The following is a 26,899-nucleotide window of genomic DNA, read 5'->3' on the forward strand; positions in this document are numbered from 1 at the left end:
CGCGGCGTACGTCAACCCCCTCGTGTGACGGGGGATCGCGTCGTACTTTCTCCCCCATGTCCATCGAACTGAACCAGCCGGCGCTGCGCCATGCGCGTGCGCTCATCCGGGACGGCAAGGTCGTGCGCGATGAACGCGACGATTGGTCGGAGGCCGCGCCGACGGCTGACGAGGAGAACTCCTACATCGAGCGAGAAGGATGGACCGAGTACTCCCACTGGCACATCGGCATCGACCATCGTGAGAACGAGGAGACGAAACAGGCGTACTCGTTCCCGGTGGGCGACTTCACGAAGGTCCACCGGTCCGGGGTGATCTCGGCCGAGAGCCGCGCCGGACAGCACGACCACTACGAGATCCGCGACGCGCTGAGATCTCTGCTCGAACTCATCGACACAGACGACAAGAGCTGACGACGGGACCGGCCGCATCGTCGGGGCCGGTTCCGTCGCCGGGTCGTGGGGGCCTCGCATGCCGCGGCGCCGTCAGACGTTCGCGTGCGACGGCGGCTGCGTCAGGGCGTCGGTCAGAGCAGCGCGAGCGAGGTGGCGCGCCAGCGGCCGTCCATACCCTCGATCCGCACGGCGAGGGCTCGCGTGCGGGCAGGCCCTCGGACGACGACGACCGCCTCGATGATGCCGTCGGCGGGGGAGGACTCGTGCACCGACATGATCGTGTGCACGGGGCGCTTCGCTGCCACACCGCGGGCGCTGCGCGCCCGCGTCGCGAGGTTCGTGCGCGTGACGAGCTTGCGGTAGGCGTCCTCGGTGAGCCAGCGGGCGAGCTGGTCGACCTCGCGGACACCCGCGAAGACCTCGAGCACGCCGACCGTGAGGTTGCGCAGGAATGGCTCCGGAGCGGGGAGCGCTATGGACGGCGTCCGCTGCGGCGCGAAGAACTCTGCGACCTGCGCGCTGCTGCGGGACGCATAGGGTACGCGGGCGGTGCCCGCGGGCGTCGTTGCCATGGGTGCCAATCTCGACAGGGGGATGTCTTCCCGGACAGTAGACCACACAGCGAACTCTCAGGAAAATCCGGCCTGGTCGGCTGTGGATAACTCGCCGGCCGATGGGCCGCGGTGCCCTACTCTCACTGAGTGCGCTGGGACCGCTTCTTCGACGACCTCGAGGATCAGCTCGCCTCCGAATGGGAGGCCGAGCGTGCCGCGCTCGACACCGAGGCCGAGCGCCTGCGGCTCTCGCGGGTGCAGCTGTCCGAGCGTCTGACGCTGCTCGCCGCCCGCGAGGGAGCGTCGCCGACCGTGGCGTCGTTCGACCTCGCCGATGGTACGACGGTGCGAGCGTCGGTGACCGGCGTGGGCGCGGACTGGGTCGCTCTGGCCCTCGCCGACGGACCGGGGGGTGCGGTGGTCGTGCCGTTCGCCTCGATGGGGGCCATCGGCCTCCCGCACGCCGACCTCCTGCGCACCGCGCGCCCTGCGCCGCCTCGATCGCCCCTGGCCGAACGGCTCACCTTCGGCTTCGTGCTGCGCGACCTCGTGCGCCGCCGGGCGGGGGTCGCCGTGCACCTGGTCTCGGGGCGGGTCCTCACCGGCACGATCGATCGCGCCGGTGCCGACCATCTCGACCTCGCGGTGCACGACCAGGGCGCGCCGCGGCGCGCCGACGCGGTATCGGCCTACCGGCTGGTGCCGTTCGGGGCCATCGCGTGGATCCGCGCCGACGAGGCGCCGGCGATCCCCTGACCGCTGGGTCGCCGCGCGAGGGATGCCGTGCTCAGTCCGGGTGGCGGACGATGCTTCCACCCCACAGCTCGGGGAAGCTGGCGGTCTGGGACTGACGCCAGAGCGCCATGCGCCGAGCCTCCTCGGCCTGGTCGTCGAGGTAGTCCCCGACGCTCGCGGCGTCGATCCGCCAGCGCGCGGGCGCGCCGACACGCAGGCCCCGGAGCCGTCCTTCGTGGACCAGAGCCATGACCTCGTCGACCGAGACGCCGAGCACCTCGCCCACCTGGGCGGGTGCGTAGAGCCGCACGTCGGACGTCGGGTCATCTGACATGCCCCCATTATGGACCTGCCTCCCCAGTGCGGGCTGGGCCCCCTCACCCCTGTGGATAACGCCCGACGGCCTCACGCCGAGTCGGCGACGATGGACGCATGACAGCCGCCCACGACCCCGTCCGCACCCCGCGCCGAGCCTTCTGGGGCGATGCACGGTTCTTCCTCGGCGTGCTCCTCGTGGCAGCATCCGTCGTCGGCGTGTGGCTCGTCGTGTCGGCCGCGCGCCAGACCGTCCCGGTGTACGCCGCCGCCCACACGATCGTCCCCGGCGAGGCGATCGGGAGCGGCGACCTGAAGGTCGTCGACGTCGCACTCGGGACGCTTGCCGGCACCTACCTCACCGCGGACGACCTCGACGAGCCCGTCGTCGCGACCCGCACGATCGAGGCGGGCGAGCTCGTGCCCGCAGCATCCGTCGGCGATCCCTCCTCCGCGCGCACCACGAGCGTCGTCGTCCGCAGCGCCGTGGACGTGCCGGCGTCGGTCGAGGCGGGCAGCGTCGTCGAGGTCTGGTCGGCCCCGCTGCTCGAGCAGGGGGCGTACGACGAGCCGCGCGTCCTGGTCGCCGACGCCACCGTGGTCTCGGTGACGCGGGACGACTCCATGATCGGCGGCGGTGCGGCCGCCCTCGAACTCGTGATCCCGCGGGCGGACGTGCCGGCGACCCTCGCCGCGATGGCCGACGAGTCCGCGCTCTCCATCGTCCCGACGACGGGTTCCGGCTCGTGAGGGTCGTCGTCGCCGTCGACGACGCCCGGCTCCTCGTCGAGGGGCTGCGGCGCGAGGGGATCGACGTGATCGCCGAGGTCGCGGCATCCGCTCCCGCCCTCGCCGCCGCGGACGGGATGCTGGGCGCCGACGCCGAGACGATGCTCCGGGCGCTCGCCGACGCCGACGCGCTGGTGGTCGCGGTGTCGCGGGCCACGATGTCGCCGACCGTCGTCGCCCTCTGCGACCGTGCCGGCACGCGCGTCGTGCCGCTCGTCGAGGACGCGGCGGGGGAGCGGATCGCGGCGTCGTGCGGCCTCGAGGCCCCGCTGGATCTCCACACCGAGCCCTGGCGGATCGCCGAGGCCCTCGCAGCGACGCCGCGGCCGTCGACGCCGACGACGCCCGCGCGCCCGCAGCCGCGCGTGATCGCGGTGTGGGGTCCTGCCGGCGCCCCCGGGCGGTCCACCGTCGCGACAGAGCTCGCCGTCGAGCTCGCGCGCGGCGGACGCCACGTCGCGCTGGTCGACGCCGACACGCACGCGCCGTCGCTCGCCCTGACGCTCGGGCTCGCCGACGAGGGTCCCGGATTCGCCGCCGCGTGCCGGCAGGCCGAGCTCGGCGGTCTCGACGTGCGCGAGCTCACCCGCATCGCGGTGCCGCTCGGCCGCACCGGTGTCAACGTTCTCACGGGCATCAACCGGCCCTCTCGCTGGCCCGAGCTGAGCGAGCGGCGTGTGGGCGCCGCCCTCGCCGCCTGCCGCGAGTGGGCCGACTATACGGTCGTCGACGTCTCGTCGTCGCTCGAGCGCGACGAAGAGATCATGAGCGACCTCGACGGGCCGCGACGCAATGCCGCCACCCTCGCCGCGCTGCGCGCCGCAGACCTCGTGGTCGCGGTGGTGGCGGCCGATCCGGTGGGCGTCGCGCGATTCCTGCGCGGGCACGCCGACCTCCGCGCCACCGTCGGCGCGACCCGGGTGGCCGTCGTCGCCAACCGGCTCCGCCCCGGAACCCTCGGCGTCGACGCCCGCGGGCAGGTGCGCCGCACCCTTGACCGCTTCGGCGGCATCGAGGACGTCTGGTTCCTCCCGCAGGACCCGAGATCCGCGGATGCCGCGATCCTCGCGTCTCAGCCCATCGCCGATGTGGCGCCCCGATCGCCCTTCACGCTCGCGCTCCGCCGATTCGTGGGCGAGGCGATCGTGCCCGCTCCTGCCCCGCAGCGCGCCGCGAAGCCGCGGCGCCGGGGCGTCCATCTCACCGGCGCCGGGCGACCCGTGCACACCGACGCCGACGACATGGCACGTGTCGGCGAACGAGTCGTGTGATCATCGCGCTCTAGGCTAGGTCCGTGTCGACCCTCAGCGATCTCGTTTACGCCCAGGGCCGCTCCAGTGAAGAGGACGTGGAGTGGCTGCACCGTCTCGCAGGAGACGGCCAGCTCCTCGCCGATCTGGCGTTCGCCGACATCGTGCTCTGGGTGCCCACCTCCGACGATTCCTTCGTCGCCGTCGCCCACACCCGACCCGGCGGTGCGGCGACGCTCTTCTACCGCGACATCGTCGGCGACCGCGTGCGGCCGCAGTGGCGCACGCAGGTGCGCGAGGCGTTCCAGACGGGCGGCATCGTCGACTCGGCCTCGCCCGACTGGTTCGAGGAGACGCCCACACGCGTGCGTGCGGTGCCGGTCGCGCGCAAGCACGGCAAGGACGCGACGATCATCGGGGTGCTCACCCGCCACACCAACCTCGGCGAGGCGCGCATCCCCTCTCGGCAGCAGATCACCTTCAACGACTGCGCCGACGACCTCTTCGGGATGATCGCGTCGGGGGACTTCCCCGACCTCACCGCACCCACCTCGCCGCGCCGTGGCGCGCCCCGTGCGTCGGATGGACTGGTGCGGCTGGACGTCGACGGGGTGACGACGTTCGCGAGCCCCAATGCACTGTCGGCGTTCAACCGCCTCGGGTTCGACGACGAGCTCGAGGGGGAGTCGCTGGTGGAGGTCGTCACCGGCATCCTCCCTGCGAAGCGCCAGTTCGACGAGTCGCTGCCGGTCGTCGTCACCGGCCGGGCGCCGTGGCGTGCCGACCTGGAGGCCCGCGGCGTGACCGTCTCGCTGCGGACCATTCCGCTGCGCGACCACGGCACGCGCATCGGCGCCATCGTGCTCTGCCGCGACGTCACCGAGATCCGTCATCAGGAGCAGGAACTCATCACCAAGGACGCGACGATCCGCGAGATCCACCACCGCGTCAAGAACAACCTCCAGACGGTCGCGTCGCTGCTGCGCATCCAGGCCCGTCGCTCGCACACCGACGAGGCCCGTGAAGCGCTCACGCAGGCCATGCGCCGGGTCTCGGCCATCGCGGTGGTGCACGACACGCTCTCGGAAGGCCTCGCGCAGAACGTCGACTTCGACGAGGTGTTCGCCCGCGTGCTCAAGCTCGTGGCCGAGGTCGCCGCGGCGCCGAACACGCGCGCCAAGACGCACTCCACGGGCCGCTTCGGCACCCTGCCCAGCGAATACGCGACGCCGCTCGCGCTCGCCCTCACCGAACTCGTCACGAACGCCGTCGAGCACGGGCTGGCGGGGCAGGAGGGCGACGTCGAGATCATCGCCGAGCGCAGCGACGACCGCCTCGAGGTGCGCGTGCGCGACACCGGCTCCGGCCTCCCCGAGGGTCAGGTCGGTCGCGGCCTCGGCACGCAGATCGTGCGCACCCTCATCCAGGGCGAGCTCGGCGGCACCATCGACTGGCACACCATCATGGGCAGCGGCACGGAGGTCACGATCGACATCCCGCTGCGCTACATCGAGCGCGCCAAGAACTGAGCCTCACGCGCTCATCCTGCGACATGCAGAACGGATGCCGCGGGATGCGGCATCCGTTCTCTGCAGGTTCTCGCTATGAGGCGCGGCGCGCGCGGGCGGCGCGGCGCTTGAGCGCGCGGCGCTCGTCCTCGGAGAGACCGCCCCACACGCCCGAGTCCTGACCGGTCTCGAGGGCGTACTGCAGGCAGATCTCGGTGACGGTGCAGCGTGCGCACACCGACTTGGCCTTCTCGATCTGATCGACGGCCGGACCGGTGTTCCCGACGGGGAAGAACAGTTCGGGGTCGACGGTCAGGCAGGCGGCCTTGTCGCGCCAGTCCATGGTGGTGCTCCTTGTGACAGAGGGGTGGGGAATAAGGGCCCGGTTCGGGTCCGGTACCCTGTGGGATGTGCGAGAAGAATCTCGCCCCACGTCGCTGTGGGAGCACACGGCTTCACCAATCGTCCCATAGCGGTTTACCTGAATCAAGGGTTCATCGGCGGGTTTGTGTAGGACTTGCTGAGTGTTCCCCAGGGGGTGTGGAGGGTTCGCACAAACCGCTGTCGGTGGAAGAAGGAGTCGACGGAGAATGCGGACAAACCTGTCCGGAAGGATCGCCGCCGTGCTGGTCGGGCTCGAGGGACTCGGGCTCGCCGCGCTCACGGTGCGCGAGATCGTCGCGATCGCCTCGGGCGACACTGGCGCGATCGAGAGCGCGATCGCGCTGGCGGTGCTGACCCTCGTCGCCGCTGCCGCGGTCATCGCCTTCGCGTTCGCCATCTGGCGCGGCCAGTCGTGGGGGCGTTCGGGCGGCATCGTCACGCAGCTGCTGATCCTCGCGGTGGCCCTCGGAGCGGCGACGGGCGCGTTCGCCGATCCCGCAGCGGCGCTCGCGCTCGCCGCCCCGGCCGTGGTCGTCCTGGTGCTCCTGGTGCTCGCCGTACGCGACGCCGGCCGGGCGGCGCGCCGGCAGCGCGACGAGGAGGCCGACGGGCAGGCTTCGGGCAGCGCTTAGACGCCCAGGAGCGTCCGCACGCGCGCGACGTGGCCGGTGGCGCGCACGTTGTACAGCGCGTGCGTGAGACGGCCCTTCTCGTCGATGACGAAGGTGGAGCGGATGACGCCCATGAAGGTCTTGCCGTAGTTCATCTTCTCGCCCCATGCGCCGTACTTCTCGAGCACCTTGTGGCCGGGATCGCTCAGCAGGTCGTACGTCAGGCCGTCGCGCTCCCGGAACCGGCGGAGCTTCTCGGGCTCGTCGGGAGAGACGCCCAGCACCGTGTAGCCGGCCGCCTGCAGCGGGGCGAGGCTGTCGCGGAAGTCGCACGCCTCCTTGGTGCAGCCGGGCGTCATCGCCGCCGGATAGAAGAACAGGATCACGCGCCCGCCCCGCAGGTCCTTCAGCGTCACGGCCCGCTCGTCCTGGTCGACGAGGGTGAAGGCGGGGGCGAGGGAGCCGGGTTCGAGGCGTGTCGTGGTCACCGTCCCACTCTAGGCGCCGTGCTCCTGGCCCTTCTTGGCGAACGTCTCGAGCAGTCGCTGCAGTGAGTCGAGTCGGGCGGCGCCGCCGGGGCCCAGCCGGCCCTCCTCGACGGCCTCGACGATGGCGCAATCCGGCGCGTCGGGGAGGTGCGTGCACCCGCGAGGGCACTCCTCGGCGATCGCGTCGAGGTCGGAGAAGGCCCGCAGGATGTTCGCGGGATCGACGTGGCCGAGGCCGAACGAACGCACGCCGGGGGTGTCGATGACCCAGCCGTTGCCGCCTTCGCCGCGGTAGCGCAGCGACACGGTCGAACTCGAGGTGTGCCGCCCGCGCCCGGTCACGACGTTGACGTGCCCGGTGGCGCGCTTCGCATCGGGCACGAGCGCGTTGACGAGCGTCGACTTGCCGACACCCGAGTGTCCGACGAACACCGTGGAGTGGCCGACGAGCGCCGCGCCGATGCGCTCGAGGGGCATCTCCTCCCGCCCGCTCGTGAACACCTCGAGGTCGAGGCCTTCGAAGTGCGCGAGGAACTCCGCCGGGTCGGCGAGGTCGGTCTTGGTGACGACGAGGAGAGGACGGATGCCGGCATCCAGCGCCGCGACGAGGTAGCGGTCGACGAGCCGCGGGCGCGGCTCGGGGTCCGCCGCGGCGACCACGACGAGCATCTGGTCGGCGTTGGCGACGACGACGCGCTCGACCTGGTCGGTGTCATCGGCGCTGCGTCTGAGCAGCGAGGTGCGCTCCTCGATGCCGACGATGCGCCCGAGGGTGCCGTCGTCGCCCGACGCGTCGCCGACGACGCGAGCGCGGTCGCCCGTCACGATCGGCGTCTTGCGCAGTTCGCGCGCCCGGGCGGCGAGCGCCGTGCGCTCGGTCGGCAGGTCCTCGTCGACCAGCACGGTGTACCGGCCGCGGTCGACGCCCAGCACGCGCGCGATCTCGGCGTCGCTGTGGGCCGGGCGGCGTTTCGTCCGGGGGCGGTTGGCCTTCGGATTGGGCCGCACGCGCACGTCGGCCTCGTCGAACTCCGGCTCGTCGTCGTCGAGGTCGTCGAGCCAGCTCACGGTGTCGTCCCGCTCATCGAGTCATCCCGGATCGGTTCACGCTGGTCATCCCGATCGCTCCGCGAAGGTGTCCACGCGCCCTCTCACGAGGCGCGCATCGTCTCCTCGGAGACCCCGCCGTCGGCGTGCTCGCCGTCGAGCATCCGCTGCCAGATCTGCGGGAACTCGGGCATGGTCTTCGCGGTCGTGCCGATGTCGTCGACCTCGACCCCGGGCACGGCCAGGCCGATCAGGGCGCCCGTGGTCGCCATGCGGTGGTCGTGGTACGCGTGCCAGGTTCCGCCGTGGAGAGGGCGGGGGACGATGCGGATGCCGTCGGGCAGCTCCTCGGCCTCGCCGCCGAGGCCGCGCAGCTCGGCGACGAGCGCCGCGATGCGGTCGGTCTCGTGGCCGCGGATGTGACCGATGCCGTGCAGGGTCGAAGGGGAGTCCGCGAAGGCGGCGAGCGCGAAGATGGTGGGCGTCAGCTCGCCGGCGGCCGACAGATCGAGATCGACCCCCTGGATGCCGGCTCCGGCGGTCACGGTGAGCGCGCCGCCGCGGCGCACCACGCGGGCGCCCATGAGCGACAGGATCTCGGTGAGCATCGCGCCCGGCTGGGTGGAGTGCGCGGGCCAGCCGGTGACCGACACCGCACCGCCGGCCACCATGGCCGCAGCCAGGAACGGCGCTGCGTTCGAGAGGTCGGGCTCGATCGCGACGTCCTTGCCGCGGATCGGACCGGCCGGCACGATCCACTCGCCCACGCCTGGGCGCTCGACGTGCACGCCGCGGTGCCCGAGGGCTTCGACGGTCATGTCGATGTGCGGGATGCTCGGCAGCCGCTCGCCGGCGTGACGCAGCTGCAGCCCGACGTCGAAGCGCGGCGCCGCGAGCAGGAGACCGGAGACGAACTGGCTCGACGCGCTGGCGTCGATCGTCACCTCGCCGCCGCGGACGTGGCCGTGGCCGCGGATGATGAAGGGGAGCGCCCAGTGGCCGCCGTCGTCGATGTCGACGCCGACGTCGCGCAGCGCCGTGATCATGGCGCCCATCGGGCGGTGCAGCGCGCTCTCGTGCGCCGTGAGGGTGACGTCGCCGCGGGCGAAGCCCCCGAGGCCGGCCACGAACCGCATGACGGTGCCCGCCTGCCCGCAGTCCACGACGGTGTCGCCGCGCAGCGGCCACACCGGTGTCACCTCGATGTCGTCGCCGTACAGTCCGTTGCCTTCGACGAGCTCGATGCCGACGCCGAGCGAGCGCAGCGCGTCGATCATGCGGGCGGAGTCGTCGGAGTGCAGCGGCGCGATCAGGCGGCTCGGGGCGTCCGCGAGGGCGGCCAGGATCAGCTCCCGGTTCGTCAGCGATTTCGACCCGGGGACGGTCACCGTGGCGTGCAGTGCTCCGTCCGCGACGGGCGCGGGCCAGTGGCCGCGCTCGATCGGCGCGGAGGGCGGGGAATACGCGTCGGCTGTCATCGGGTTCTACCCTACTGAACCCGGTGGGCACGAGCCGGGAGCAACCTACTGAGCGGAGCCGGATGTTCGCCACCCTCGAGCGCCTCGATCGTGAGGCGCCCCTCCTCGCAGAGCGCGACGCGCCTCTTTCAGGCGGCCTGGAACAGGCCGCCGTAGACTGGCGCGTGATGAGCGACTCGACCGACCAGGCTGCCGAGGCGGACCGCGATCAGGATCCCCGCGCGCAGTTCGAAGAGCAGGCGCTGCCCTTCATGGACCAGCTGTACGCCGCGGCCATGCGCATGACCCGCAACCCCGCCGATGCGGCTGATCTCGTGCAGGAGACCTTCGTCAAGGCGTTCGCCTCGTGGAAGACCTTCACGCAGGGCACCAACCTCAAGGCGTGGCTGTACCGCATCCTGACGAACACCTATATCAACACCTACCGCAAGAAGCAGCGCGAGCCGTATCAGGGCACGATCGACGACCTCGAGGACTGGCAGCTCGGCGGTGCCGAGTCGACCACGGCGACGAGCACCCGCTCGGCCGAGGCCGAGGCGATCGACCACATGCCCGCGTCCGTCGTGAAGGACGCGCTGCAGTCCATCCCGGAGGACTTCCGGCTGGCGGTGTACCTCGCCGACGTCGAGGGCTTCGCCTACCAGGAGATCGCCGACATCATGAAGACCCCCATCGGCACGGTCATGAGCCGTCTGCATCGTGGCAGGCGGATGCTGCGTGAACTGCTGGCCGACTACGCAAAAGAGCGCGGCATCACCCCCGCCGCCACGAGGAGCACGAAATGACCGACTGCGGCTGTGAGAAGGCGCGGCGCGACCTGGAGGAGTACCTGCGCCACGAGGTCTGCAAGACCGAGCAGAGCGACATCGCCGAGCACCTGGCCAACTGCGAGGGCTGCCGCGACGAGGCGCTCGTCGCGACCACGCTGACCGAGGTGCTCGCCCGGGCGTGCAAGGAGAGCGCGCCCGAAGAGCTGCGGGATCAGGTGCTGGCCAAGCTGCGGGCGGTCCAGGCGGCGCACTGACGCCGCTGCCCGCCGGGTCACCCCGCGGGCGTGAAGATCGTGAGCGCGCCGGGCGCCACATCGACGGTCACAGGCAGCGCGCCGATCGGGTCGCCGTCGGCGTACGCCGTGACCCCCGGTGACGACAACCGCACCGAGCGCACACGTCGCATCGCGACCTCCGACACGCCGGCGTGCGTGCCTCTGTACACCCGGGGGAGGAGCCGCAGCAGGCGCAGTCTCCCGGCGGGACGCACGAGCACGACGTCGAGCAGGCCGTCGGCCGGGTCGGCATCGGGACAGATCGGGATGCCGCCGCCATACGTGCGCCCGTTGCCGACGGTCGCCATCACGAGGTCGCCGCCCACGTGTTCGCGCGTGCCGTCGGCGAGTTCGAGCTCGACCTCGTACGGGATGCCGGCGAGCGTCAGGAACTCGACCAGGATCGCGATGTTGTAGCGCGAGCCGCCGCGCGGCCAGCGCATCGCGTTGGCGCGGTCGTTGACCTTGGAGTCGAACCCGCTCGCGAGCACCGATCCGAAGTACCGCGTCGATCCGTCCTCGCGGGTGACGCGAGCCAGGTCGATCGCCCGGGTGACGCCCGCGGCGATGGCGTCGGCCGCCGCGGTGGCGTCGAGCTCGCGCAGCCCCAGCGTCGCCGCGAAGTCGTTGCCGGTGCCCGACGGCACGATGCCGAGCGGGATGCCGGTGCCGGCGACTTCCTGGATCGCGAGGTTCACAGTGCCGTCGCCGCCGGCGACGACGACCGCGTCCACGCCCACCCCGATCGCGGTCCGCAGCAGTGCGGACGACTCCGCCGCGCTGCCACCGCTCAGGATCGACGTCTGGACGCCGTGCGCGCGCAGGCGCTCGGCGGCGCTGGTCGCGGCACCGGTGTGGGCGCCTGCCCGCGCCGCGGGGTTGACGAGCAGCGCGACCTTCATGGGCGCTCCGTCGCAGAGGCGGCCGGTTCGACCAGCGCGCCGGGGTTCATGATCCCGCGCGGGTCGAGCACGTTCTTCACCGCGCGCAGCACCTGCACGCCGAGGGGTCCGATCTCGGCCTCGAGATACGGCCGATGATCGCGCCCCACGGCGTGATGGTGGGTGATCGTGCCGTGGGCGTCGCCGATCGCGCGGGACGCGGCATCCTTCGCCCTCATCCACTGGGTCTCCGGATCGTCGGTGAGCGCGGCGACCACCGTGAAGTAGAGCGACGCGCCCGCCGGGTACACGTGCGAGATGTGGCACAGCACGAGGGGCTTCGTGCCTGCGGCGGCGAGGCTCGCGGTGAGCGCGGCGGTGACCGCGGCCTTGAGGGCGGGCAGGTTCGCCCACGTCGTCGCGGTCTCGAGGGTCTCGGCGAGGACGCCGATGTCCATGAGGGTGTCGCGCAGCGCGGGCGAGGCGAAGCGGCCGCGCTCCCACGACCGCGCCGGGTCCTCACCTCGCGACGTCGCGCCGTGCGCGCGGAAGACCGCGTCGAGCGCATCGCGTGTCGCCTCGGCCTCGGCGGACGTCGCGCCCTCGAAGGTGGCGACGGCGAGGCATCCGCGCATCCGCGTGAGGTGCCCGCCCATCGCTGCGTTCACCCGCGTCTCGGTCTCGTCGCTCAGCCGCAGGACGGTGGGACGGATGCCGCGCTGCGTGGCTTCGCGGAACGCCGACGCCCCCGCGGCGAAATCGGGGAACGACCAGGCGCGGTACGCGGTCGCCGCGGGGACCGGGCGGATGCGCACGGTCACCTCGGTGAGGACGCCGAAGGCGCCCTCCGAGCCCAGGAACAGCTCGCGCAGGTCGGGGCCGGCGGCGCTCGCGGGGGAGCGCCCGAGGTCGAGGTCTCCCGCCGGAGTGGCGACGCGCAGCGCGTGGACGAGGTCGTCGAAGCGGCCGTAGCCGCGCGAGGCCTGGCCGCTCGACCGCGTCGCCGCGTACCCGCCGAGGGAGGCGTACAGGAAGCTCTGCGGGAAGTGCCCGAGCGTGTAGCCGCGGGTGCCGAGAAGCTCCTCGGCCTGAGGACCGGTCGTGCCGGCGCCGAACGTCGCGAGAAGCGCCACCTCGTCGAGCGCGAGGAGCGCCGCGGTGCGGCTGAGGTCGAGGGCGATCACGGCGCGCTGCGCGCCGCGCACGGGGTCGACGCCGCCTACGACCGACGTGCCCCCGCCGAAGGGCACGACGGCGATGCCGCGCTCGCCGCACACGCGGAGCACGGCGGCGACCTCGGAGTGATCCGCGGGCGAGACCACCGCGTCGGGAGCGGCCTGCAGGTCGTCGAGCCGGCGGCGCAGCAGGTCGGGCGTGCTCTTGCCCCCGAGGTGCATCATGCGCACCGCATCGTCACGCGTCGCCGCGTCGGCGCCGACCACGCCGGCCAGTGCCGCGAGGTCGCCGTCGGGCAGCAGCGAGGGCGTGAGGACGGGCGCGGTGCGGCGCGCAACGGGGTGTGCCTTGCCCGGCAGCAGCGTCGCGACGATCGCCTTCGCGGCCGTAGGCAGACGCGCGGGCTCCGACCCCCAGGCGTCCCACTCGCCGCGGGGGCGGGGCGTCGGGACGGCGAGCGGACGCACCGGGTCGCTCGAGGGATCGGTGGGCACCGTCGCAGCCATGGCGACAGTATGACACATTCTGTATGGTTGTCACATGGCCGATGGAGTGCCCGATACCGAGACCGCGATCCTCGACGCCGCGCTCGCCGAGGTGCTGGCGCACGGCATCCGCCGGACGACGGCCTCCGACATCGCACGGCGCGGCGGGATCGCCCGCCAGACGCTCTATCGCTACTGGCCCGACGCGCAGGCGGTGTTCGCCGCGCTCGTGACGCGCGAGCTCGTCGCGGCGCTTCCCGCCGACGCCGGGGACTCCGCCGACCTCGGCGAGCTCGTCGCACTGCTCGTCGAGACCGCAGACCGCGTGCGACGTCTTCCCCTCGTCGACCGGCTCCGCGACACCGATCCCGAGCTGTTCGCCCGGTACATCCTCGATCGGCTCGGCACGAGCCAGCGGGCGATCCACGCCGAGACCGCCCGGCGCATCGCCGCGGGCCAGCGTGCCGGCTTCGTACGCGCGGGCGAGCCGCCGCAGCTGGCGGCCATGGTGCTGCTCGTGGCGCAGTCGGCGGTGCAGTCGGCGCCGCTCGTCGCCGAGTGGCTGCCCGAGGGCGCGTGGCGCGCCGAACTCGCGCACGCGCTGCGCGGCTACCTCGCACCGGCCGTGGGGGAGCAGCGATGACGACGCGCATCGTGGGGCGCACGCCCGGATCGTCCGCGCTCTCGGCGGGCAGGCGCTCGCGCGAGCTCGACGCACTCGCCGACCGCGGCGAGATCGACGTGCTCGTCATCGGCGGCGGCATCACCGGAGGGGGGATCGCGCTGGATGCCGCGAGCCGGGGCCTGCGCACGGTTCTGGTCGAACGGCACGACCTCGCGCACGGCACCAGCCGCTTCAGCTCCAAGCTCGTGCACGGCGGCCTGCGGTACCTCGCGTCGGGCCAGATCGGGATCGCGCACGAGAGTGCGACAGAGCGTCACATCCTCCTCACCCGGACGGCGCCGCACCTCACGCGCGCGCTGGCGCAGGTCGTGCCACTGCACGACCCCGGGCACCTCGCGCGCGGTGCGTACATCGGCATGGGCTACGAGCTCGGCGACGGCCTGCGCCGCGCGGTCGGAACCCCCGGGTCGCTGCTGCGGCCGCCCGGCCCGATCGGCCGCGACGCCACCCTCGCGCTCGCGCCCGCCGTTCGCGCCGAGGGGCTCCGCGGCGGGGTGCGGGGCTGGGACGGACAGCTCATCGACGACGCCCGGCTCGTCGTCGCCGTCGCGCGGACGGCCGCCGGGTACGGGGCATCCGTCCTCACCCGTGTCGAGGCCGTCTCGGTCACCGGACGCGAGGCGACCCTGCGCGACCTCGTGACGGGCGAGACGCTCCATGTGCACGCGCGCGCCGTCGTGAGCGCGACGGGTGTGTGGGCGGGAGATCTCGACCGCGACGTCCGCCTGCGGCCGAGCCGCGGCACGCACCTCGTGGTGTCGACGGCCCGCCTCGGCGGTTCGGACGTGTCGCTCACCGTGCCGGTCCCCGGGTCGTCGAGCCGCTTCGTCTTCACTCTGCCGGCGCAGCACGGTCGCACCTACATCGGCCTCACGGACGTGCCCGCCGACGGGCCGATCCCCGACGTCGCGCACGCGACCGAGGCCGAGATCGACATGCTCCTCGGCACGGTCAACACCGTGCTGGAGGAGCCCCTCGTCCGCGCCGACGTGCTCTCCACCTTCGCCGGCCTGCGGCCGCTGCTCGCCGGCGGCGACGACCACGACACCAGCGACCTGTCGCGCCGTCACGCGATCATCGAGTCCTCCAGCGGCGTGCTCAGCATCGTCGGGGGCAAGCTCACGACGTACCGGCGGATGGCGGAGGACGCCGTCGATGCCGTGATCCGGCGCGACCCCGGGTTCGCCTCCCGCCCGTCGCGAACGCGTTCGATCCCGCTCGTCGGCGCGTGGCCGCGGCACCGCCTCGGCGAGATCGCCGCGGCGCCGCGTCTGGTGCGCCGGTTCGGTGCCGAGGCGCCCTACGCCGCCGCCCTCCCGAAGGGTCCGGCCGCCGCGTGCGGCGTGACGGCCCAGGAGCTGCAGTGGGGGGTCGCGGTCGAGGGCGCCCTGAGCGTCGCCGACCTCCTCGACCGGCGTACCCGCCTCGGTCTCGTCGAGACCGACCGTGAGCAGTCGACGGATGCCGCCACCGCCGCCTTCGCGCGCGCGGGTGTCGAGCCGATCGAGGCCTGAGCCGCAGCTCGCAACCGATCCTCGGTTGAGGAGCATTGCCGATGTGAGGGGCGACATGCCCTGATTCGGTCCGCATCTCGGAGCAGAACCTCGTGTGAGGAACGTCCGTACGCGGGTTGGCAGGAATCCGCTCCAGGACGGCGGCGCAGGCGGGTCGGGGTGTCGCACGTCCCCCTCACACTGGAACGGTGACTCACAGCGGAACCCACGGGGGACTCGGCGTCGTCCAGGGCACGGCGCTCTACATCGCGTCGGTGCTCGGAACCGGGCTCCTCGTGCTCCCCGGCCTCGCGGCCGACGTGGCCGGTCCGGCGTCCATCGTCTCGGTGCTGGCGGTCATCGTGCTCGCCGTGCCGCTGGCGGGCACCTTCGCCGCCCTGGCCGCGCGCTACCCCGATCCGGGCGGCGTCGCCAGCTACGTGCGCCGCGCGCTCGGTCGCACGGCCGCCCGCGCGACCGGCTACTGGTTCTACTTCGGCGTGGCCGCGGGGTTCCCGGTGCTGGCGGTCCTCGGCGCCGAGTACCTGAGCGCGATCCTGCACATCGACCGCGTCGCCGTGCCCATCCTGGTGTTCGCGATCCTCATCCCGCCGTTCGCCGTCAACATGCTGGGTGTGCGGGTCGCCGGCTGGGTGCAGTTCGTCCTCACCGGCCTCCTCGTCGGCATCGTCGTCTTCGTCGTCGCCACGGCCTTCCCCGCCGTCGAGGGGTCGAGCTTCACGCCGTTCCTGCCCCACGGCTGGTCGGGCGTCGGCACGGCGATCAGCCTCTTCGTCTGGGCGTTCGCGGGCTGGGAGGTCGGCACGCACATCTCGGGGGAGTTCCGCGACCCGCGCCGCAGCATCCCGATCGCCACCGCCATCGCGCTCGTCGTGACCGGGCTCGCGTACCTGCTGCTGCAGGTCGTGACCGTGGGCGTGCTCGGCGAGGACGCGGGCGCCGGTGCCGTGCCGCTGCTCTCGCTCGCCGAGGCGGTGGCGCCCGGATTCGGTCCGACGGCGATCGGCGCCGTCGCCGCGATCGTGGTGCTGGGCGTGATGAACGCCTACCTCGCCGCATTCGGCAAGCTGGGCGCGTCGCTCGCGTCGTCGGGCGATCTGCCCCGGGTGCTCGCGCCCGGTGCCGAGTCGGGTGGAGTGCCTCGGCGCGCCCTGATGCTGACGTTCGTGATCGCGATGGTCTACTGCACAATCGCGCTCGCGACCGGCGGCGACCTGCAGACGTTCATCCTCATCCACACCAGCAACATGGTGTCGATCTACGCCGCCGGCATGATCGCGGCGACGCTGATCCTGCCGCGCTTCACGGCGGGCTGGTTCATGGCGGTCGTCGCGGCCGTCCTGTCGGTGGGCCTGCTGCTCCTGGCCGGAGCGAATCTGCTCCCCGCCGCCGCGCTCGCGCTCGCCGCGATCCTCGTGACGGTCGGGAAGCGGCTGCGGCGCTCGTCGCGGCAGGCGGTCGCGCTCGGCGGCGAGACCGTGGCAGCAGAGGCCGCAGACCCCGGGTCCATCGTCGAGGTGAAGACGACGGCGGTCCCGGCAGAACGCAGTTCGGCCCTGGAATCCTCAGCGCAGGGCTGAGTCCTCCAGGGCCGGACCGGCGGAGCGCTCCGCTTACAGCGTGAGCGCCTGCTGCATGATCGCAGCCTGCTCGGCGGCGTGCACCTTCGGCGAACCGGTCGCGGTCGACGCCGCCGACGCGCGCGAGACGCGGCTGATGGTGCGACCGTTGAGGTTCTTCACGACCTCGAGGGCGATGAAGGGCCATGCGCCCTGGTTCTCGGGCTCGTCCTGCACCCACACCAGCTCGGCGTTCGGGTAGGCGTCGATGACGGCGTTGAGCTCGTCGATGGGGGCCGGGTAGTACTGCTCCAGGCGCACCAGGGCGATCTCGGGGTTCGGGTTCTTGTCGAGCTCGGCGCGCAGATCCCAGTGGATCTTGCCGGCGTGCAGCAGCACGCGCTTGACCGCCGACTTGTCGAGACCGCGGTTGTCGTCGATCACCGGTTCGAAGCGGCCGGTGAGGAAGTCCTCGACCGGGCTCGTCGCGCCGCGCAGGCGCAGCATCGCCTTCGGGGTGAAGACGATCAGCGGGCGGCGCGGACGCGCGTACGCCTGGCGGCGCAGCAGGTGGAAGTACGACGCCGGGGTCGACGGGCGCGCGACGGTCATGTTGTCCTGCGCGCACATCTGCAGGTACCGCTCGATGCGTGCCGACGAGTGGTCGGGTCCCTGACCCTCGTAGCCGTGGGGGAGCAGCAGCACGACGCTCGACTGCTGGCCCCACTTCTGGTCGGCCGCCGAGATGTACTCGTCGATGACCGACTGGGCGCCGTTGGCGAAGTCGCCGAACTGGGCCTCCCACAGCACGAGCGAGTCGGCGCGCTCGACCGAGTAGCCGTACTCGAACGCCATCGCCGCGTACTCGCTCAGCAGCGAGTCGTAGACATAGAAGCGCCCCTGGTCCTCGCTGAGGTTCGTGAGCGGGATCCACTCCTGGCCGTTCGCGCGATCGTGCAGCACGGCGTGGCGCTGCACGAAGGTGCCGCGACGCGAGTCCTGACCCGCGAGACGCACGTTGGTCTTCTCGAGCAGCAGCGAGCCGAAGGCCAGCAGCTCGCCGAAGCCCCAGTCGATCGAGCCGTTGCGGCTCATGTCGAGCCGCTTGTCGAGCAGCTGCTGCAGCTTGGCGTGGACCGTGAAGCCGTTCGGCTTGTTCACGAACGTGTCGCCGATCAGGTTCACCATCTCGCGGGAGACGCCCGTGGTCGCCGGCTCGCCGGCGGCCGGCACGTCGCCCGCTTCGGGCACGAGGATCGGCGAGGAGCCGGTCTCGGCCGCGTGGGTCTCGGCGAACGCGATCTCGAGGCGGCTCTGGAAGTCCTGCTTCGCCTTCTCGTACTCTTCTTCGGTGATGTCGCCGCGACCGACGAGAGCCTCGGTGTAGAGGCGGCGCACGGAGCGCTTCGCCTCGATGAGGTTCGTCATGAGGGGCTGGGTCATCGACGGGTCGTCGCCCTCGTTGTGACCGCGGCGGCGGTAGCAGACGACGTCGACCACGACATCGCGGTGGAACCGCTCGCGGTAGGCGAAGGCCAGCTGCGCCACGCGCGTGACGGCCTCCGGGTCGTCGCCGTTCACGTGGAAGATCGGCGCCTGGATCGTCTTGGCGACGTCGGTCGCGTACACCGAGGTGCGGGCGTCGGTCGGCGTCGTGGTGAAGCCGACCTGGTTGTTGACGACCACGTGGACGGTGCCGCCGGTGCGGTAACCGCGCAGCTGCGACATCTGCAGCGTCTCGACGACGACGCCCTGGCCGGAGAAGGCCGCGTCGCCGTGGACGAGGATCGGCAGCCACGTGAACGTGCCGATGGGCTTGCGGTCCTGCTTCGCGCGGACGATGCCCTCGAGCACGCCGTCGACCGTCTCGAGGTGCGACGGGTTCGCGGCGAGGTACACCGGCAGCTCGGACTCGTTGTCGGCGACGAACGTGCCCTCGGTGCCGAGGTGGTACTTGACGTCGCCCGACCCGCTCTTCGAGCCGATCGCGACGGAGCCCTCGAACTCGCGGAACACCTGGCCGTACGTCTTGCCGGCGATGTTCGTCAGCACGTTGAGGCGACCGCGGTGCGCCATGCCGATCGCAGCACCGTCGAGGCCTGCCTGGGCCGCGCCCTGCAGGATCTCGTCGAGGAGGGGGATCAGCGACTCGCCGCCCTCGAGGCTGAAGCGCTTCTGGCCGACGTACTTCGTCTGCAGGAACGTCTCGAACGCCTCGGCCTGGTTCAGCTTGTCGAGGATGCGCAGCTGCTCGTCGTGCCCGGGCTTCTGGTACTTGACCTCGACGTTCTCCTGGAACCACGCGCGCTGCGTCGGGTCCTGGATGTGCATGTACTCGATGCCGATGGTGCGGCAGTACGAGTCGCGCAGCACGCCGAGGATGTCGCGGAGCTTCATCTGGCGCTTGCCGCCGAAGCCGCCGGTGACGAACTCGCGGTCGAGGTCCCAGAACGTGAGGCCGTGCTGCTCGATCTCGAGGTCGGGGTGCGTGCGCTGCTGGTACTGGAGCGGGTCGATGTCGGCCATGAGGTGGCCGCGCACGCGGAACGAGTTGATGAGCTCCTGCACGCGCGCGGTCTTGTCGACGCGCTCGGCGAGGTCGACGTTGATGTCGGACGCCCAGTGGATCGGCGCATACGGGATGCGCAGCGCGGCGAAGATGTCCTCGTAGAAGCTGCGCTGCCCGATGAGCAGCTCGTGCACCTTCTTGAGGAACTCGCCCGACCCGGCACCCTGGATGACGCGGTGGTCGTAGGTGCTCGTCAGCGTGATCGTCTTGCCGATCGCGAGCTCGTTGAGCGTCTTGTCGCTCGCGCCCTGGAACTCGGCGGGGTACTCGAGGGCGCCGGCGCCGACGATGCAGCCCTGGCCCTTCATGAGCCGCGGCACGGAGTGCACCGTGCCGATGCCGCCGGGGTTGGTCAGCGAGATCGTGGTGCCCTGGAAGTCGGCCGCGGTGAGCTTGTTGCCGCGTGCACGCGTGACCAGGTCCTCGTAAGTGGTGAGGTACTCGTTGAACGTCAGCTGCTCGGCGCGCTTGATGCTCGGAACGAGGAGAGCGCGGGTGCCGTCGGGCTTCGGGAGGTCGATCGCGATGCCGAGGTTGATGTGCGCGGGCGCGACGAGCGACGGCTTGCCGTCGACCTCGGCGTAGAACACGTTCTGGCTCGGGAACTCCTTGAGCGCCTGGATGATCGCCCACCCGATGAGGTGCGTGAAGCTCACCTTGCCGCCGCGCGTGCGCGACATGTGGTTGTTGATGACGATGCGGTTGTCGATCATCAGCTTCGCCGGCACCGTGCGCACGCTCGTCGCCGTCGGCACGGTCAGCGACTCGTCCATGTTGGCGGCGAGGGCCTTCGGCATGCCGCGCAGCGTCGTGACGACATCGGCGTCGGCCTCGCCGTCGGCTGCCGACGGCTGTGCCTTCGGTGCCTGCGCCGGGATCGGCTGCGGCGCGGCCGGGCGCGCGGTGGTGCGCGCCACCGGCTGCGTGCCGATCACCGGGATCGGCGCCGTCACCGGACGCGGCTCGGATGCCGTCGGCGGGGTCGTCGCCGGGGGCGCGGCGGGCGCGGCCGCCGCGGGGGCGGTCGCCGCGGGCGCGGCCTGGGTCGGTGCTGCTCCGTCGACGGGGTGGTAGGCCTCGAGAACGGGCCACCACGCCTTGTCGACGGAGTTCCGGTCGATCTTGAACTGTTCGTACAGCTCCTCGACGAGCCACTCGTTGGCTCCGAACTCTCCCTCGTTCGAAACCCCGACGCCCGTCACCTGGCTCGACACGCTGAATCGCCTGCTTTCATCGGTGAAGTTCTGGGATGCGCGGGGGGCGCGAACCGCCCTCACACACGACGGTTAAGCCTAGCCCAGTCTGCGCGGGAGGTTCGGGCCCTCCGGGGCCGCGAACCTGAAAGAACCCGCATGATTATCCGCACAGGAACTGTCACTAACCTTGGCGGTCATGGAGTTCTACGGCGAAACACCCGACGTCGACCTGACCTACTCTGACGTCTTCCTCGTCCCGCGGCGCTCGGCGATCACGAGCCGCCTCGATGTCGACCTCGCTCCTGGCGACGGCACGACGGCCACCCTTCCTCTGGTCTCGGCGAATATGAACTCGGTCACGGGGGCGCGCCTCGCGGCCACGCTGGCGCGCCGCGGCGGCCTCGGAGTCCTCCCGCAGGACATGCCGCTGCAGGAGCTCGACGCCGCGATCCGCTGGGTCAAGGCGCAGCCGGTCGCGTGGGACACCCCGCTCGTGCTGCCGCCCGATGCGACCGTCGCCGACGCCGCGCGGCTGCTCCCCGCGACCGAGGGGCACGGCATCGTGGTCGCCGACGCCTCGTCCGGTCACGTCGACGCCGATGAGATCCTCGGCATCGTCCCGGCCGCCCGGCTCGGCACCGCCCTGCCCGACGCACGCCTGGGTGACCTCGCGCGTGGGCGCGCAGCATCCGTCGATGCCGATGACATCGAGAGCGCGCGCCACGCGTTCGACGTGATCGTCGCCGCGGAAGCCGAGACCGTGTGCGTGCTGCACCACGGGCACCTTGTCGGCACCCTCTCGCGCCGCAGCGCACTGCGCTCGACGCTGTACCGCCCGGCCGTCGACGCATCGGGTCGCCTCATCGTCGCCGCGGCCGTCGGCATCAACGGAGACGTCGCGTCGAAGGCGAAGGCCCTTGCCGGCGCGGGCGTCGACGTCCTCGTCGTCGACACCGCCCACGGGCACCAGGAGGGCATGCTCCGGGCGCTGCGGGCCGTCGCCGACCTCGACCTCGGCATTCCGATCGCAGCCGGCAACATCGTCAGCGCCGAGGGCGTGCACGACCTCGTCACCGCCGGTGCCACCATCCTCAAGGTCGGCGTGGGCCCCGGCGCCATGTGCACGACGCGCATGATGACCGCGGTCGGCCGTCCGCAGTTCTCCGCGGTCCTCGAGACGGCGGAGGCCGCCCGCATCATGGGGGCGCACGTGTGGGCGGACGGCGGTGTGCGCTACCCGCGCGACGTCGCGCTGGCTTTGGCGGCGGGTGCGGCATCCGTCATGATCGGCTCGTGGTTCGCGGGGACCATCGAGGCGCCCGGCGAGCTGCAGATCGACGACGCCGGCCGGGCCTACAAGGAATCGTGGGGCATGGCCTCGACGAAGGCCGTGCACGAGCGATTCGGGCGTCTCGATCCTTACGAGCTCGCCCGCAAGGAGCTCTTCGCCGAGGGCATCTCGTCGTCGAAGATCTACCTCGACCCGCTCCGCCCCGGCCTCGAGGACCTGCTCGACATGATCACGTCGGGCGTGCGGTCCTCCTTCACGTACGCGGGCGCGTCGACGGTCGCCGAGTTCCATGACCGCGCGCGCGTCGGCCTGCAGTCGGCGGCCGGTTACGAAGAGGGCAAGGCGCTGCCGGTCAGCTGGTGAGGATGCTCCGGATGCTGCGGCCCGCGGCATCCGTGATCCCGAAGGCTTCGTCAGCGCAGGCGGGCGAGTGCCTGCTCGTGCACGGCCGGGTCGGAATCCATTCCGGCTGGTGACTCGGGGGCGTACACGACGAGCTCGGTGAACCCGAGCGACGCGGCGTGCTCGGCGGCCGCGAGGTACGCGTCGACGCTCGTCGTGGGGCGCACGCGGCCGAACCCCAGCAGCAGCGAGCGACGCACCGCCGACGGATCCCGGCCGGCGCTCCGGCACGCCTCGTCGAATCCCCGCGCCTGCTGTGCGAGCAGCGCCCAGTACTCCTCGGCGTCGAGCTGGGTCGACCCGGGGCCGCCGTACGAGTTCCAGGTGTCGGCATACGCGGCGGCGAGCGCCAGCGCACGGGGCCCGTGTGCGGCGAGCAGCAGCTCCGGGCGGGCGACCCCCTCGGGTGCCGGCAGGGTCTCGAGACCGCGGAACGAGGTCGTGCGACCTTCCCACTCGGTCGTCCCGTCGAGCACCGCCCGGTAACCCCGCACCACGTCCGCGAAGCGCGCCGACATCTCGGCGGGGCTCTCGCGGGTGCCGTGATCGGCCAGTGCGCACGTCGGCGCACCCATGCCGAGGCCGAGGACGAGGCGGCCGCCCGAGATGTCCTGCACGGTCATCGCCACGCGGGCGAGCGTGACCGGCGTGCGGAACACGGCCGACGCCACGAGCGTGCCGAGGCGGATGCGCTCGGTCACGGCCGCCGCCGCGGTGAGCGTGGTGAAGGCCTCGCTCAGCCACAGGCCGGGCGCCGTCGCGTGCGTGAGGTGGTCGTAGGTGTACACGACGTCGTACCCGACCTGCTCGGCCCACCGGTACCACCGCTCCTGTTCGCGCCACGGTCCGACCGGCGGAACCACGAGGCTGATCCTGTCCAGTGCCATAGCGCCATGGTGGCACCCATCCCAGGATCGTGCGGAGATGCCTGCCGTAGACTTGTCGGCACGATGGACGACCCTCCTAGTTGCAGACAATCGCCCCACCGACCCTCCACCCCGATGAACGGGGGTGATGCGTGATGGATTACGTCATGTTGGGCGTGGGGCTTCTTCTCACAATCGGCACCGGCCTGTTCGTCGCCAGCGAGTTCGCGCTCGTGAACCTCGACCGGGCGGACCTCGAGGCCCGCCAGGCTGCCGGTGAAAACCGGCTCTCGCTCACGATCAGCGCGTTGCGCATCACCTCGACCCACCTGTCGAGCGCGCAGCTCGGCATCACCCTCACCACCCTGCTCACCGGTTACACGATGGAGCCGGCGATCTCGAACCTGCTCGCGCCGGTGTTCGACGCGTGGGGCATCCCGAGCGGGGTGTCACGACCCCTCGCCGCCATCATCGGCGTCTCGATCGCGACCGTCTTCTCGATGATCATCGGCGAGCTCGTGCCCAAGAACTTCGCACTCGCGGTCCCACGTCAGACCGCCAAGCTCGTCATGCCGTTCCAGGTGGCGTTCACGACGGTGTTCCGCCCCGCGATCGTCGTGCTCAACGGCAGCGCCAACGGCGTGCTGCGCTCCGTCGGCATCGAGCCGAAGGAGGAGCTCTCCGGCGCCCGCACCGCCGAGGAGCTCTCGAGCCTCGTCCGTCGCTCGGCGAGTGCCGGCGTGCTCGAGGAGGACACCGCGTCGCTCCTCGACCGCAGCCTCACCTTCGCGCGGCTCTCGGCGGCCGACGTCATGACGCCGCGCCCGAGCATCCACGCCCTCGCGGCCGACGACTCCGCGGAGGACGTCATCCAGCTCGCCCGGCGCACCGGCCACAGCCGGTTCCCCGTCTACGGCGAGGACATGGACGACATCACCGGCATCGTGCACCTGAAGGCCGCGGTCGGCGTTCCCCGTGAGCGTCGGGCCGACGTGCCCGCCGCCGCGCTCGCGACCGAGCCGCTGCGGTTCCCCGAGGCGGTCCACCTCGACGTGCTGGTCGCCGAACTGCGTGCCCGCGGTTACCAGATGGCCGTCGTCGTCGACGAGTACGGCGGCACGGCCGGCGTCGTCACCCTCGAGGACCTCGTCGAGGAGATCGTCGGCGAGGTGCTCGACGAGCACGACCGCCGTCGCGCGGGCATCGTCCGGGTGGAGGACACCGTGATCTTCCCCGGCGAGCTCCGCCCCGACGAGGTGCGCGACCGCACGGGCATCCGCATCCCCGAGGGCGACGTCTACGACACCGTCGGCGGGTACATCATGAGCGTGCTCGAGCGCATCCCGGTCGTCGGCGACAGCGTCGAGATCGAGGACGGCACCATCGAAGTGCAGCGCATGGAGGGCCGCCGCGTCGACCGCGTGAGGTTCACACCCACGCCGATGCCCCACGAAGGCGCGAACGAGGGGGGTGATCGCCGATGAACGACTGGGCAGGAATCGCCTGGCTGGTGGTGCTCCTCATCGCCAACGCCTTCTTCGTCGGCGCCGAGTTCGCCGTCATCTCGGCACGACGCTCGCAGATCGAGCCCCTCGCCGAGAAGGGATCGCGCGCGGCCAAGACGGCGCTGTACGCGATGGAGCACGCGACGCTCATGCTGGCGACGAGCCAGCTCGGCATCACGATCTGCTCGCTGCTGATCCTGAACGTGTCGGAGCCCGCCATCCACCACCTGCTGGCCGAGCCGCTGGGGCTCACCGGTTGGTCGGAGGCCGTCGTCGACGGCGTCGCCTTCGCGGTGGCGCTCATCGTGGTGTCCTACCTGCACGTCGTGTTCGGCGAGATGGTGCCGAAGAACCTCGCGTTCTCGGTGCCCGACCGCGCCGTGCTCATGCTCGCGACGCCGCTGGTGTGGGTGTCGAAGATCTTCCACCCGGTGATCGTGACCCTGAACTGGATCGCCAACCACATCGTGCGGCTGTTCCGCGTCGAGCCGAAGGACGAGGCCGCCTCGACCTTCACGCTCGAAGAGGTCGCCACGATCGTCAATCAGTCCCGCATCGAGGGCGTGCTCCACGACGCCTCGGGCACGGTGGCCGCGGCCGTCGAGTTCACCGACAAGAAGGCCGCGGACGTCGCGGTGCCGCTGTCGCAGCTCGTGACGCTCCCCGAGATCACGACTCCCGACGAGATCGAGCGCGCGGTCGCCAAGCACGGCTTCTCGCGCTACGTGATCGTCGACGAGGCGGGCGTGCCGCTCGGCTACGTGCACCTGAAGGACATCCTCCGAGCGGCCGAGGGGCCGGATGCCGCGACCGATGTCGCCCTCCCGATCGCGACGAAGCGCATCCACCACATGGTGCCCGTGCTCGAGTCGACCGATCTGGAGGACGCGCTCGCCGTCATGCGCCGGGCCGGACGCCACCTCGCGCAGGTGCGCAACGAGTCCGGTGAGATCACCGCGGTGCTGTTCCTCGAGGACATCATCGAGGAGCTCATCGGCGAGGTGCAGGACGCCACGCGCCGTCGCGGCTTCTGACGAACGAGATGAGCGGATGCTGCGGCCCCGGGCCGCGGCATCCGCTCATCGCCTTTCGTGTCAGAGGCGGGCGCGGAGGTACTGCGCCGGCCAGTAGTCGATGTCGGCCCCCAGCTCGGCGGCGGCACGCAGGCCGTAGTGCGGGTCGCGCAGCCACTCGCGGCCGGCCATCACCGCGTCGGCGAGGTCTTCGGCGAGCACGCGCTCCGCGTGGGCGGCGTCGTCGATCATGCCGACGGCGTTGACCGGAACCCCCGCCTCGCGCCGCACGCGCGCCGCGAGCTCGACCTGGTACCCCGGGCCCGTCGTGAGCTTCTGGTGGGCGACGAGTCCGCCGCTGGAGATGTCGAAGAAGTCCGCGCCGCGCTCCGCCGCCCAGCGGGCGACCGTCGCGGTCTCGTCGGGGTTCCAGCCGCCGTCGGCCCAGTCGGTGGCGGAGAACCGCACGATGACCGGAACGCCGGGGGCGGCCTCGGTCACCGCCTCCAGCACGCGCAGCAGCAGACGCGCCCGATTCTCGAGCGGACCGCCGTACTCGTCGTCGCGCAGGTTCGACAGCGGCGACAGGAACTGGTGCAGCAGGTACCCGTGCGCACCGTGCAGCTCGAGCACCTGGAATCCGGCGGCGACGGCGCGGCGCGCGGCCGCCGCGAAGTCCGCCACGATGCGGTCGATGCCCGCGAGATCGAGGGCGACGGGCTCGGCGTAGCCGTCGAACGCGATCGCCGACGGGGCGACGGTGGCCCAGCCGCCGTCAGCGGCGGTGACCGAGCCGCGGCGGCCGGAGAACGGCGACCAGGTGGAGGCCTTGCGGCCCGCGTGGGCGAGCTGCACGCCCGCGACGGCGCCGCGGCTGCGGATCGCGGCGACGATCGGTGCCCACGCGCCCTGCTGCGCGTCGTTCCACAGCCCGGTGTCCTCGGGTGAGATCCGGCCCTCGGGCGACACCGCCGTCGCCTCCGCCATGACGAGCCCGGCGCCACCCGACGCGAACTGCGCGAGGTGCGTGTGGTGCCACTCCTGCGGCACCCCGTCCACCGCGCTGTACTGGCACATCGGCGAGACCCAGAGGCGGTTGCGCACCGTGACGTCGCGCAGGGTGAGGGGGGTGAACAGGCGGCTCATCTGGTCTCCGGA

At 71.9% G+C, this 26,899-nt stretch carries 25 protein-coding genes; 14 read left to right on the forward strand and 11 right to left on the reverse strand.

Annotated elements, in window-relative coordinates:
* The first annotated feature begins 56 nt into the window (after window positions 1–56).
* Entirely contained in the window at window positions 57–413 is a 357-nt protein-coding gene (locus Q9R33_RS15950; RefSeq protein WP_056370443.1) for a hypothetical protein, read from the forward strand.
* Window positions 414–526: 113 nt separating this feature from the next.
* On the opposite strand, the gene Q9R33_RS15955 is transcribed toward Q9R33_RS15950, so the two are convergent.
* Window positions 527–967, reverse strand: a complete 441-nt coding sequence (locus Q9R33_RS15955) for an Rv3235 family protein (RefSeq protein ID WP_056370441.1) — start codon at window positions 965–967, stop codon at window positions 527–529.
* Between the two features lie 129 nt (window positions 968–1,096).
* Here Q9R33_RS15955 and Q9R33_RS15960 point away from each other — a divergent pair, with 129 nt between their 5' ends.
* Window positions 1,097–1,705, forward strand: coding sequence for a hypothetical protein (locus Q9R33_RS15960; protein ID WP_311294381.1), 609 nt, complete (start codon window positions 1,097–1,099; stop codon window positions 1,703–1,705).
* A gap of 31 nt (window positions 1,706–1,736) precedes the next feature.
* Here the strand turns inward: Q9R33_RS15960 and Q9R33_RS15965 are convergent, their stop codons facing one another.
* Window positions 1,737–2,018, reverse strand: a complete 282-nt coding sequence (locus Q9R33_RS15965; protein WP_056370437.1) for an excisionase family DNA-binding protein — start codon at window positions 2,016–2,018, stop codon at window positions 1,737–1,739.
* A 98-nt stretch (window positions 2,019–2,116) separates the two neighbouring features.
* Between Q9R33_RS15965 and Q9R33_RS15970 the strand changes: the two genes are divergently transcribed.
* The 3 genes from Q9R33_RS15970 to Q9R33_RS15980 are packed head-to-tail and all read left to right on the forward strand — an operon-like array spanning window position 2,117 to window position 5,567.
* Entirely contained in the window at window positions 2,117–2,749 is a 633-nt protein-coding gene (locus Q9R33_RS15970; RefSeq protein ID WP_311294382.1) for an SAF domain-containing protein, read from the forward strand.
* Window positions 2,746–4,059 carry a P-loop NTPase gene (locus Q9R33_RS15975; RefSeq protein WP_311294383.1) on the forward strand — a complete coding sequence of 438 codons (1,314 nt, stop codon included), beginning with the start codon at window positions 2,746–2,748 and terminating at the stop codon, window positions 4,057–4,059. Before Q9R33_RS15970 ends, Q9R33_RS15975 begins: the two co-directional genes overlap by 4 nt.
* 23 nt (window positions 4,060–4,082) lie before the next feature.
* Complete coding sequence (locus tag Q9R33_RS15980; RefSeq protein WP_311294384.1) at window positions 4,083–5,567, forward strand: histidine kinase N-terminal domain-containing protein; 1,485 nt, start codon at window positions 4,083–4,085, stop codon at window positions 5,565–5,567.
* A gap of 73 nt (window positions 5,568–5,640) precedes the next feature.
* Here Q9R33_RS15980 and Q9R33_RS15985 read toward each other — a convergent pair whose 3' ends face one another.
* Window positions 5,641–5,889, reverse strand: a complete 249-nt coding sequence (locus tag Q9R33_RS15985) for a WhiB family transcriptional regulator (RefSeq protein WP_018171995.1) — start codon at window positions 5,887–5,889, stop codon at window positions 5,641–5,643.
* 247 nt (window positions 5,890–6,136) lie between these two features.
* Between Q9R33_RS15985 and Q9R33_RS15990 the strand changes: the two genes are divergently transcribed.
* Window positions 6,137–6,562 carry a hypothetical protein gene (locus Q9R33_RS15990; RefSeq protein WP_056370433.1) on the forward strand — a complete coding sequence of 142 codons (426 nt, stop codon included), beginning with the start codon at window positions 6,137–6,139 and terminating at the stop codon, window positions 6,560–6,562.
* On the opposite strand, the gene bcp is transcribed toward Q9R33_RS15990, so the two are convergent.
* The 3 genes from bcp to aroA all read right to left on the reverse strand — a co-directional run bounded on the left by bcp (window position 6,559) and on the right by aroA (window position 9,554).
* Window positions 6,559–7,029 (reverse strand): thioredoxin-dependent thiol peroxidase, encoded by a 471-nt coding sequence (gene bcp, locus Q9R33_RS15995; RefSeq protein WP_311294385.1) that lies wholly within the window; start codon window positions 7,027–7,029, stop codon window positions 6,559–6,561. The genes Q9R33_RS15990 and bcp overlap by 4 nt on opposite strands.
* Window positions 7,030–7,038: 9 nt before the next feature.
* On the reverse strand, window positions 7,039–8,097 hold the full coding sequence (gene rsgA, locus Q9R33_RS16000) for a ribosome small subunit-dependent GTPase A (RefSeq protein ID WP_310248563.1): 1,059 nt from the start codon (window positions 8,095–8,097) through the stop codon (window positions 7,039–7,041).
* Between the two features lie 83 nt (window positions 8,098–8,180).
* On the reverse strand, window positions 8,181–9,554 hold the full coding sequence (gene aroA, locus Q9R33_RS16005) for a 3-phosphoshikimate 1-carboxyvinyltransferase (protein ID WP_310248560.1): 1,374 nt from the start codon (window positions 9,552–9,554) through the stop codon (window positions 8,181–8,183).
* Between the two features lie 167 nt (window positions 9,555–9,721).
* Here aroA and Q9R33_RS16010 point away from each other — a divergent pair, with 167 nt between their 5' ends.
* Both Q9R33_RS16010 and Q9R33_RS16015 read left to right on the forward strand, forming a co-directional pair.
* The gene (locus Q9R33_RS16010; RefSeq protein WP_056371499.1) at window positions 9,722–10,339 is read left to right on the forward strand and encodes a sigma-70 family RNA polymerase sigma factor; all 618 of its coding nucleotides are present in this window, start codon (window positions 9,722–9,724) and stop codon (window positions 10,337–10,339) included.
* Window positions 10,336–10,578: a zf-HC2 domain-containing protein gene (locus Q9R33_RS16015; RefSeq protein WP_045297433.1), complete on the forward strand. Its 243-nt coding sequence runs from the start codon at window positions 10,336–10,338 to the stop codon at window positions 10,576–10,578. Before Q9R33_RS16010 ends, Q9R33_RS16015 begins: the two co-directional genes overlap by 4 nt.
* 17 nt (window positions 10,579–10,595) lie before the next feature.
* Here the strand turns inward: Q9R33_RS16015 and Q9R33_RS16020 are convergent, their stop codons facing one another.
* Complete coding sequence (locus Q9R33_RS16020; RefSeq protein WP_310248557.1) at window positions 10,596–11,501, reverse strand: diacylglycerol kinase; 906 nt, start codon at window positions 11,499–11,501, stop codon at window positions 10,596–10,598.
* A complete protein-coding gene (locus tag Q9R33_RS16025; RefSeq protein ID WP_082497090.1) occupies window positions 11,498–13,162 on the reverse strand; it encodes an FAD-binding oxidoreductase in 1,665 nt (554 codons plus the stop codon). The genes Q9R33_RS16020 and Q9R33_RS16025 overlap by 4 nt, the downstream gene beginning before the upstream one ends.
* Window positions 13,163–13,196: 34 nt before the next feature.
* On the opposite strand from Q9R33_RS16025, the gene Q9R33_RS16030 reads away from it, so the two are divergent.
* From Q9R33_RS16030 to Q9R33_RS16040, 3 genes are all read left to right on the forward strand, one after another.
* Window positions 13,197–13,784 carry a helix-turn-helix domain-containing protein gene (locus Q9R33_RS16030; protein WP_311294386.1) on the forward strand — a complete coding sequence of 196 codons (588 nt, stop codon included), beginning with the start codon at window positions 13,197–13,199 and terminating at the stop codon, window positions 13,782–13,784.
* Entirely contained in the window at window positions 13,781–15,340 is a 1,560-nt protein-coding gene (locus Q9R33_RS16035) for a glycerol-3-phosphate dehydrogenase/oxidase (protein ID WP_311294387.1), read from the forward strand. Before Q9R33_RS16030 ends, Q9R33_RS16035 begins: the two co-directional genes overlap by 4 nt.
* Before the next feature lie 188 nt (window positions 15,341–15,528).
* Window positions 15,529–16,920 carry an APC family permease gene (locus tag Q9R33_RS16040; protein WP_082497089.1) on the forward strand — a complete coding sequence of 464 codons (1,392 nt, stop codon included), beginning with the start codon at window positions 15,529–15,531 and terminating at the stop codon, window positions 16,918–16,920.
* Between the two features lie 33 nt (window positions 16,921–16,953).
* On the opposite strand, the gene Q9R33_RS16045 is transcribed toward Q9R33_RS16040, so the two are convergent.
* Complete coding sequence (locus tag Q9R33_RS16045) at window positions 16,954–20,682, reverse strand: multifunctional oxoglutarate decarboxylase/oxoglutarate dehydrogenase thiamine pyrophosphate-binding subunit/dihydrolipoyllysine-residue succinyltransferase subunit (protein WP_311294388.1); 3,729 nt, start codon at window positions 20,680–20,682, stop codon at window positions 16,954–16,956.
* 178 nt (window positions 20,683–20,860) lie between these two features.
* Here Q9R33_RS16045 and Q9R33_RS16050 point away from each other — a divergent pair, with 178 nt between their 5' ends.
* A complete protein-coding gene (locus Q9R33_RS16050) occupies window positions 20,861–22,318 on the forward strand; it encodes a GuaB1 family IMP dehydrogenase-related protein (RefSeq protein WP_056370416.1) in 1,458 nt (485 codons plus the stop codon).
* A 50-nt stretch (window positions 22,319–22,368) separates the two neighbouring features.
* Here Q9R33_RS16050 and Q9R33_RS16055 read toward each other — a convergent pair whose 3' ends face one another.
* A complete protein-coding gene (locus tag Q9R33_RS16055; protein ID WP_310248538.1) occupies window positions 22,369–23,244 on the reverse strand; it encodes an LLM class flavin-dependent oxidoreductase in 876 nt (291 codons plus the stop codon).
* A gap of 134 nt (window positions 23,245–23,378) precedes the next feature.
* On the opposite strand from Q9R33_RS16055, the gene Q9R33_RS16060 reads away from it, so the two are divergent.
* A complete protein-coding gene (locus Q9R33_RS16060) occupies window positions 23,379–24,707 on the forward strand; it encodes a hemolysin family protein (RefSeq protein WP_056370412.1) in 1,329 nt (442 codons plus the stop codon).
* Window positions 24,704–25,762, forward strand: coding sequence for a hemolysin family protein (locus tag Q9R33_RS16065; protein WP_310248536.1), 1,059 nt, complete (start codon window positions 24,704–24,706; stop codon window positions 25,760–25,762). The genes Q9R33_RS16060 and Q9R33_RS16065 overlap by 4 nt, the downstream gene beginning before the upstream one ends.
* Before the next feature lie 60 nt (window positions 25,763–25,822).
* Here the strand turns inward: Q9R33_RS16065 and Q9R33_RS16070 are convergent, their stop codons facing one another.
* On the reverse strand, window positions 25,823–26,887 hold the full coding sequence (locus tag Q9R33_RS16070) for an NADH:flavin oxidoreductase/NADH oxidase (protein WP_311294389.1): 1,065 nt from the start codon (window positions 26,885–26,887) through the stop codon (window positions 25,823–25,825).
* Between the last annotated feature and the right edge of the window lie 12 nt (window positions 26,888–26,899).

The sequence above is a fragment of the Microbacterium sp. PRC9 genome (genome assembly GCF_031844125.1).
Taxonomy (GTDB): domain Bacteria; phylum Actinomycetota; class Actinomycetes; order Actinomycetales; family Microbacteriaceae; genus Microbacterium.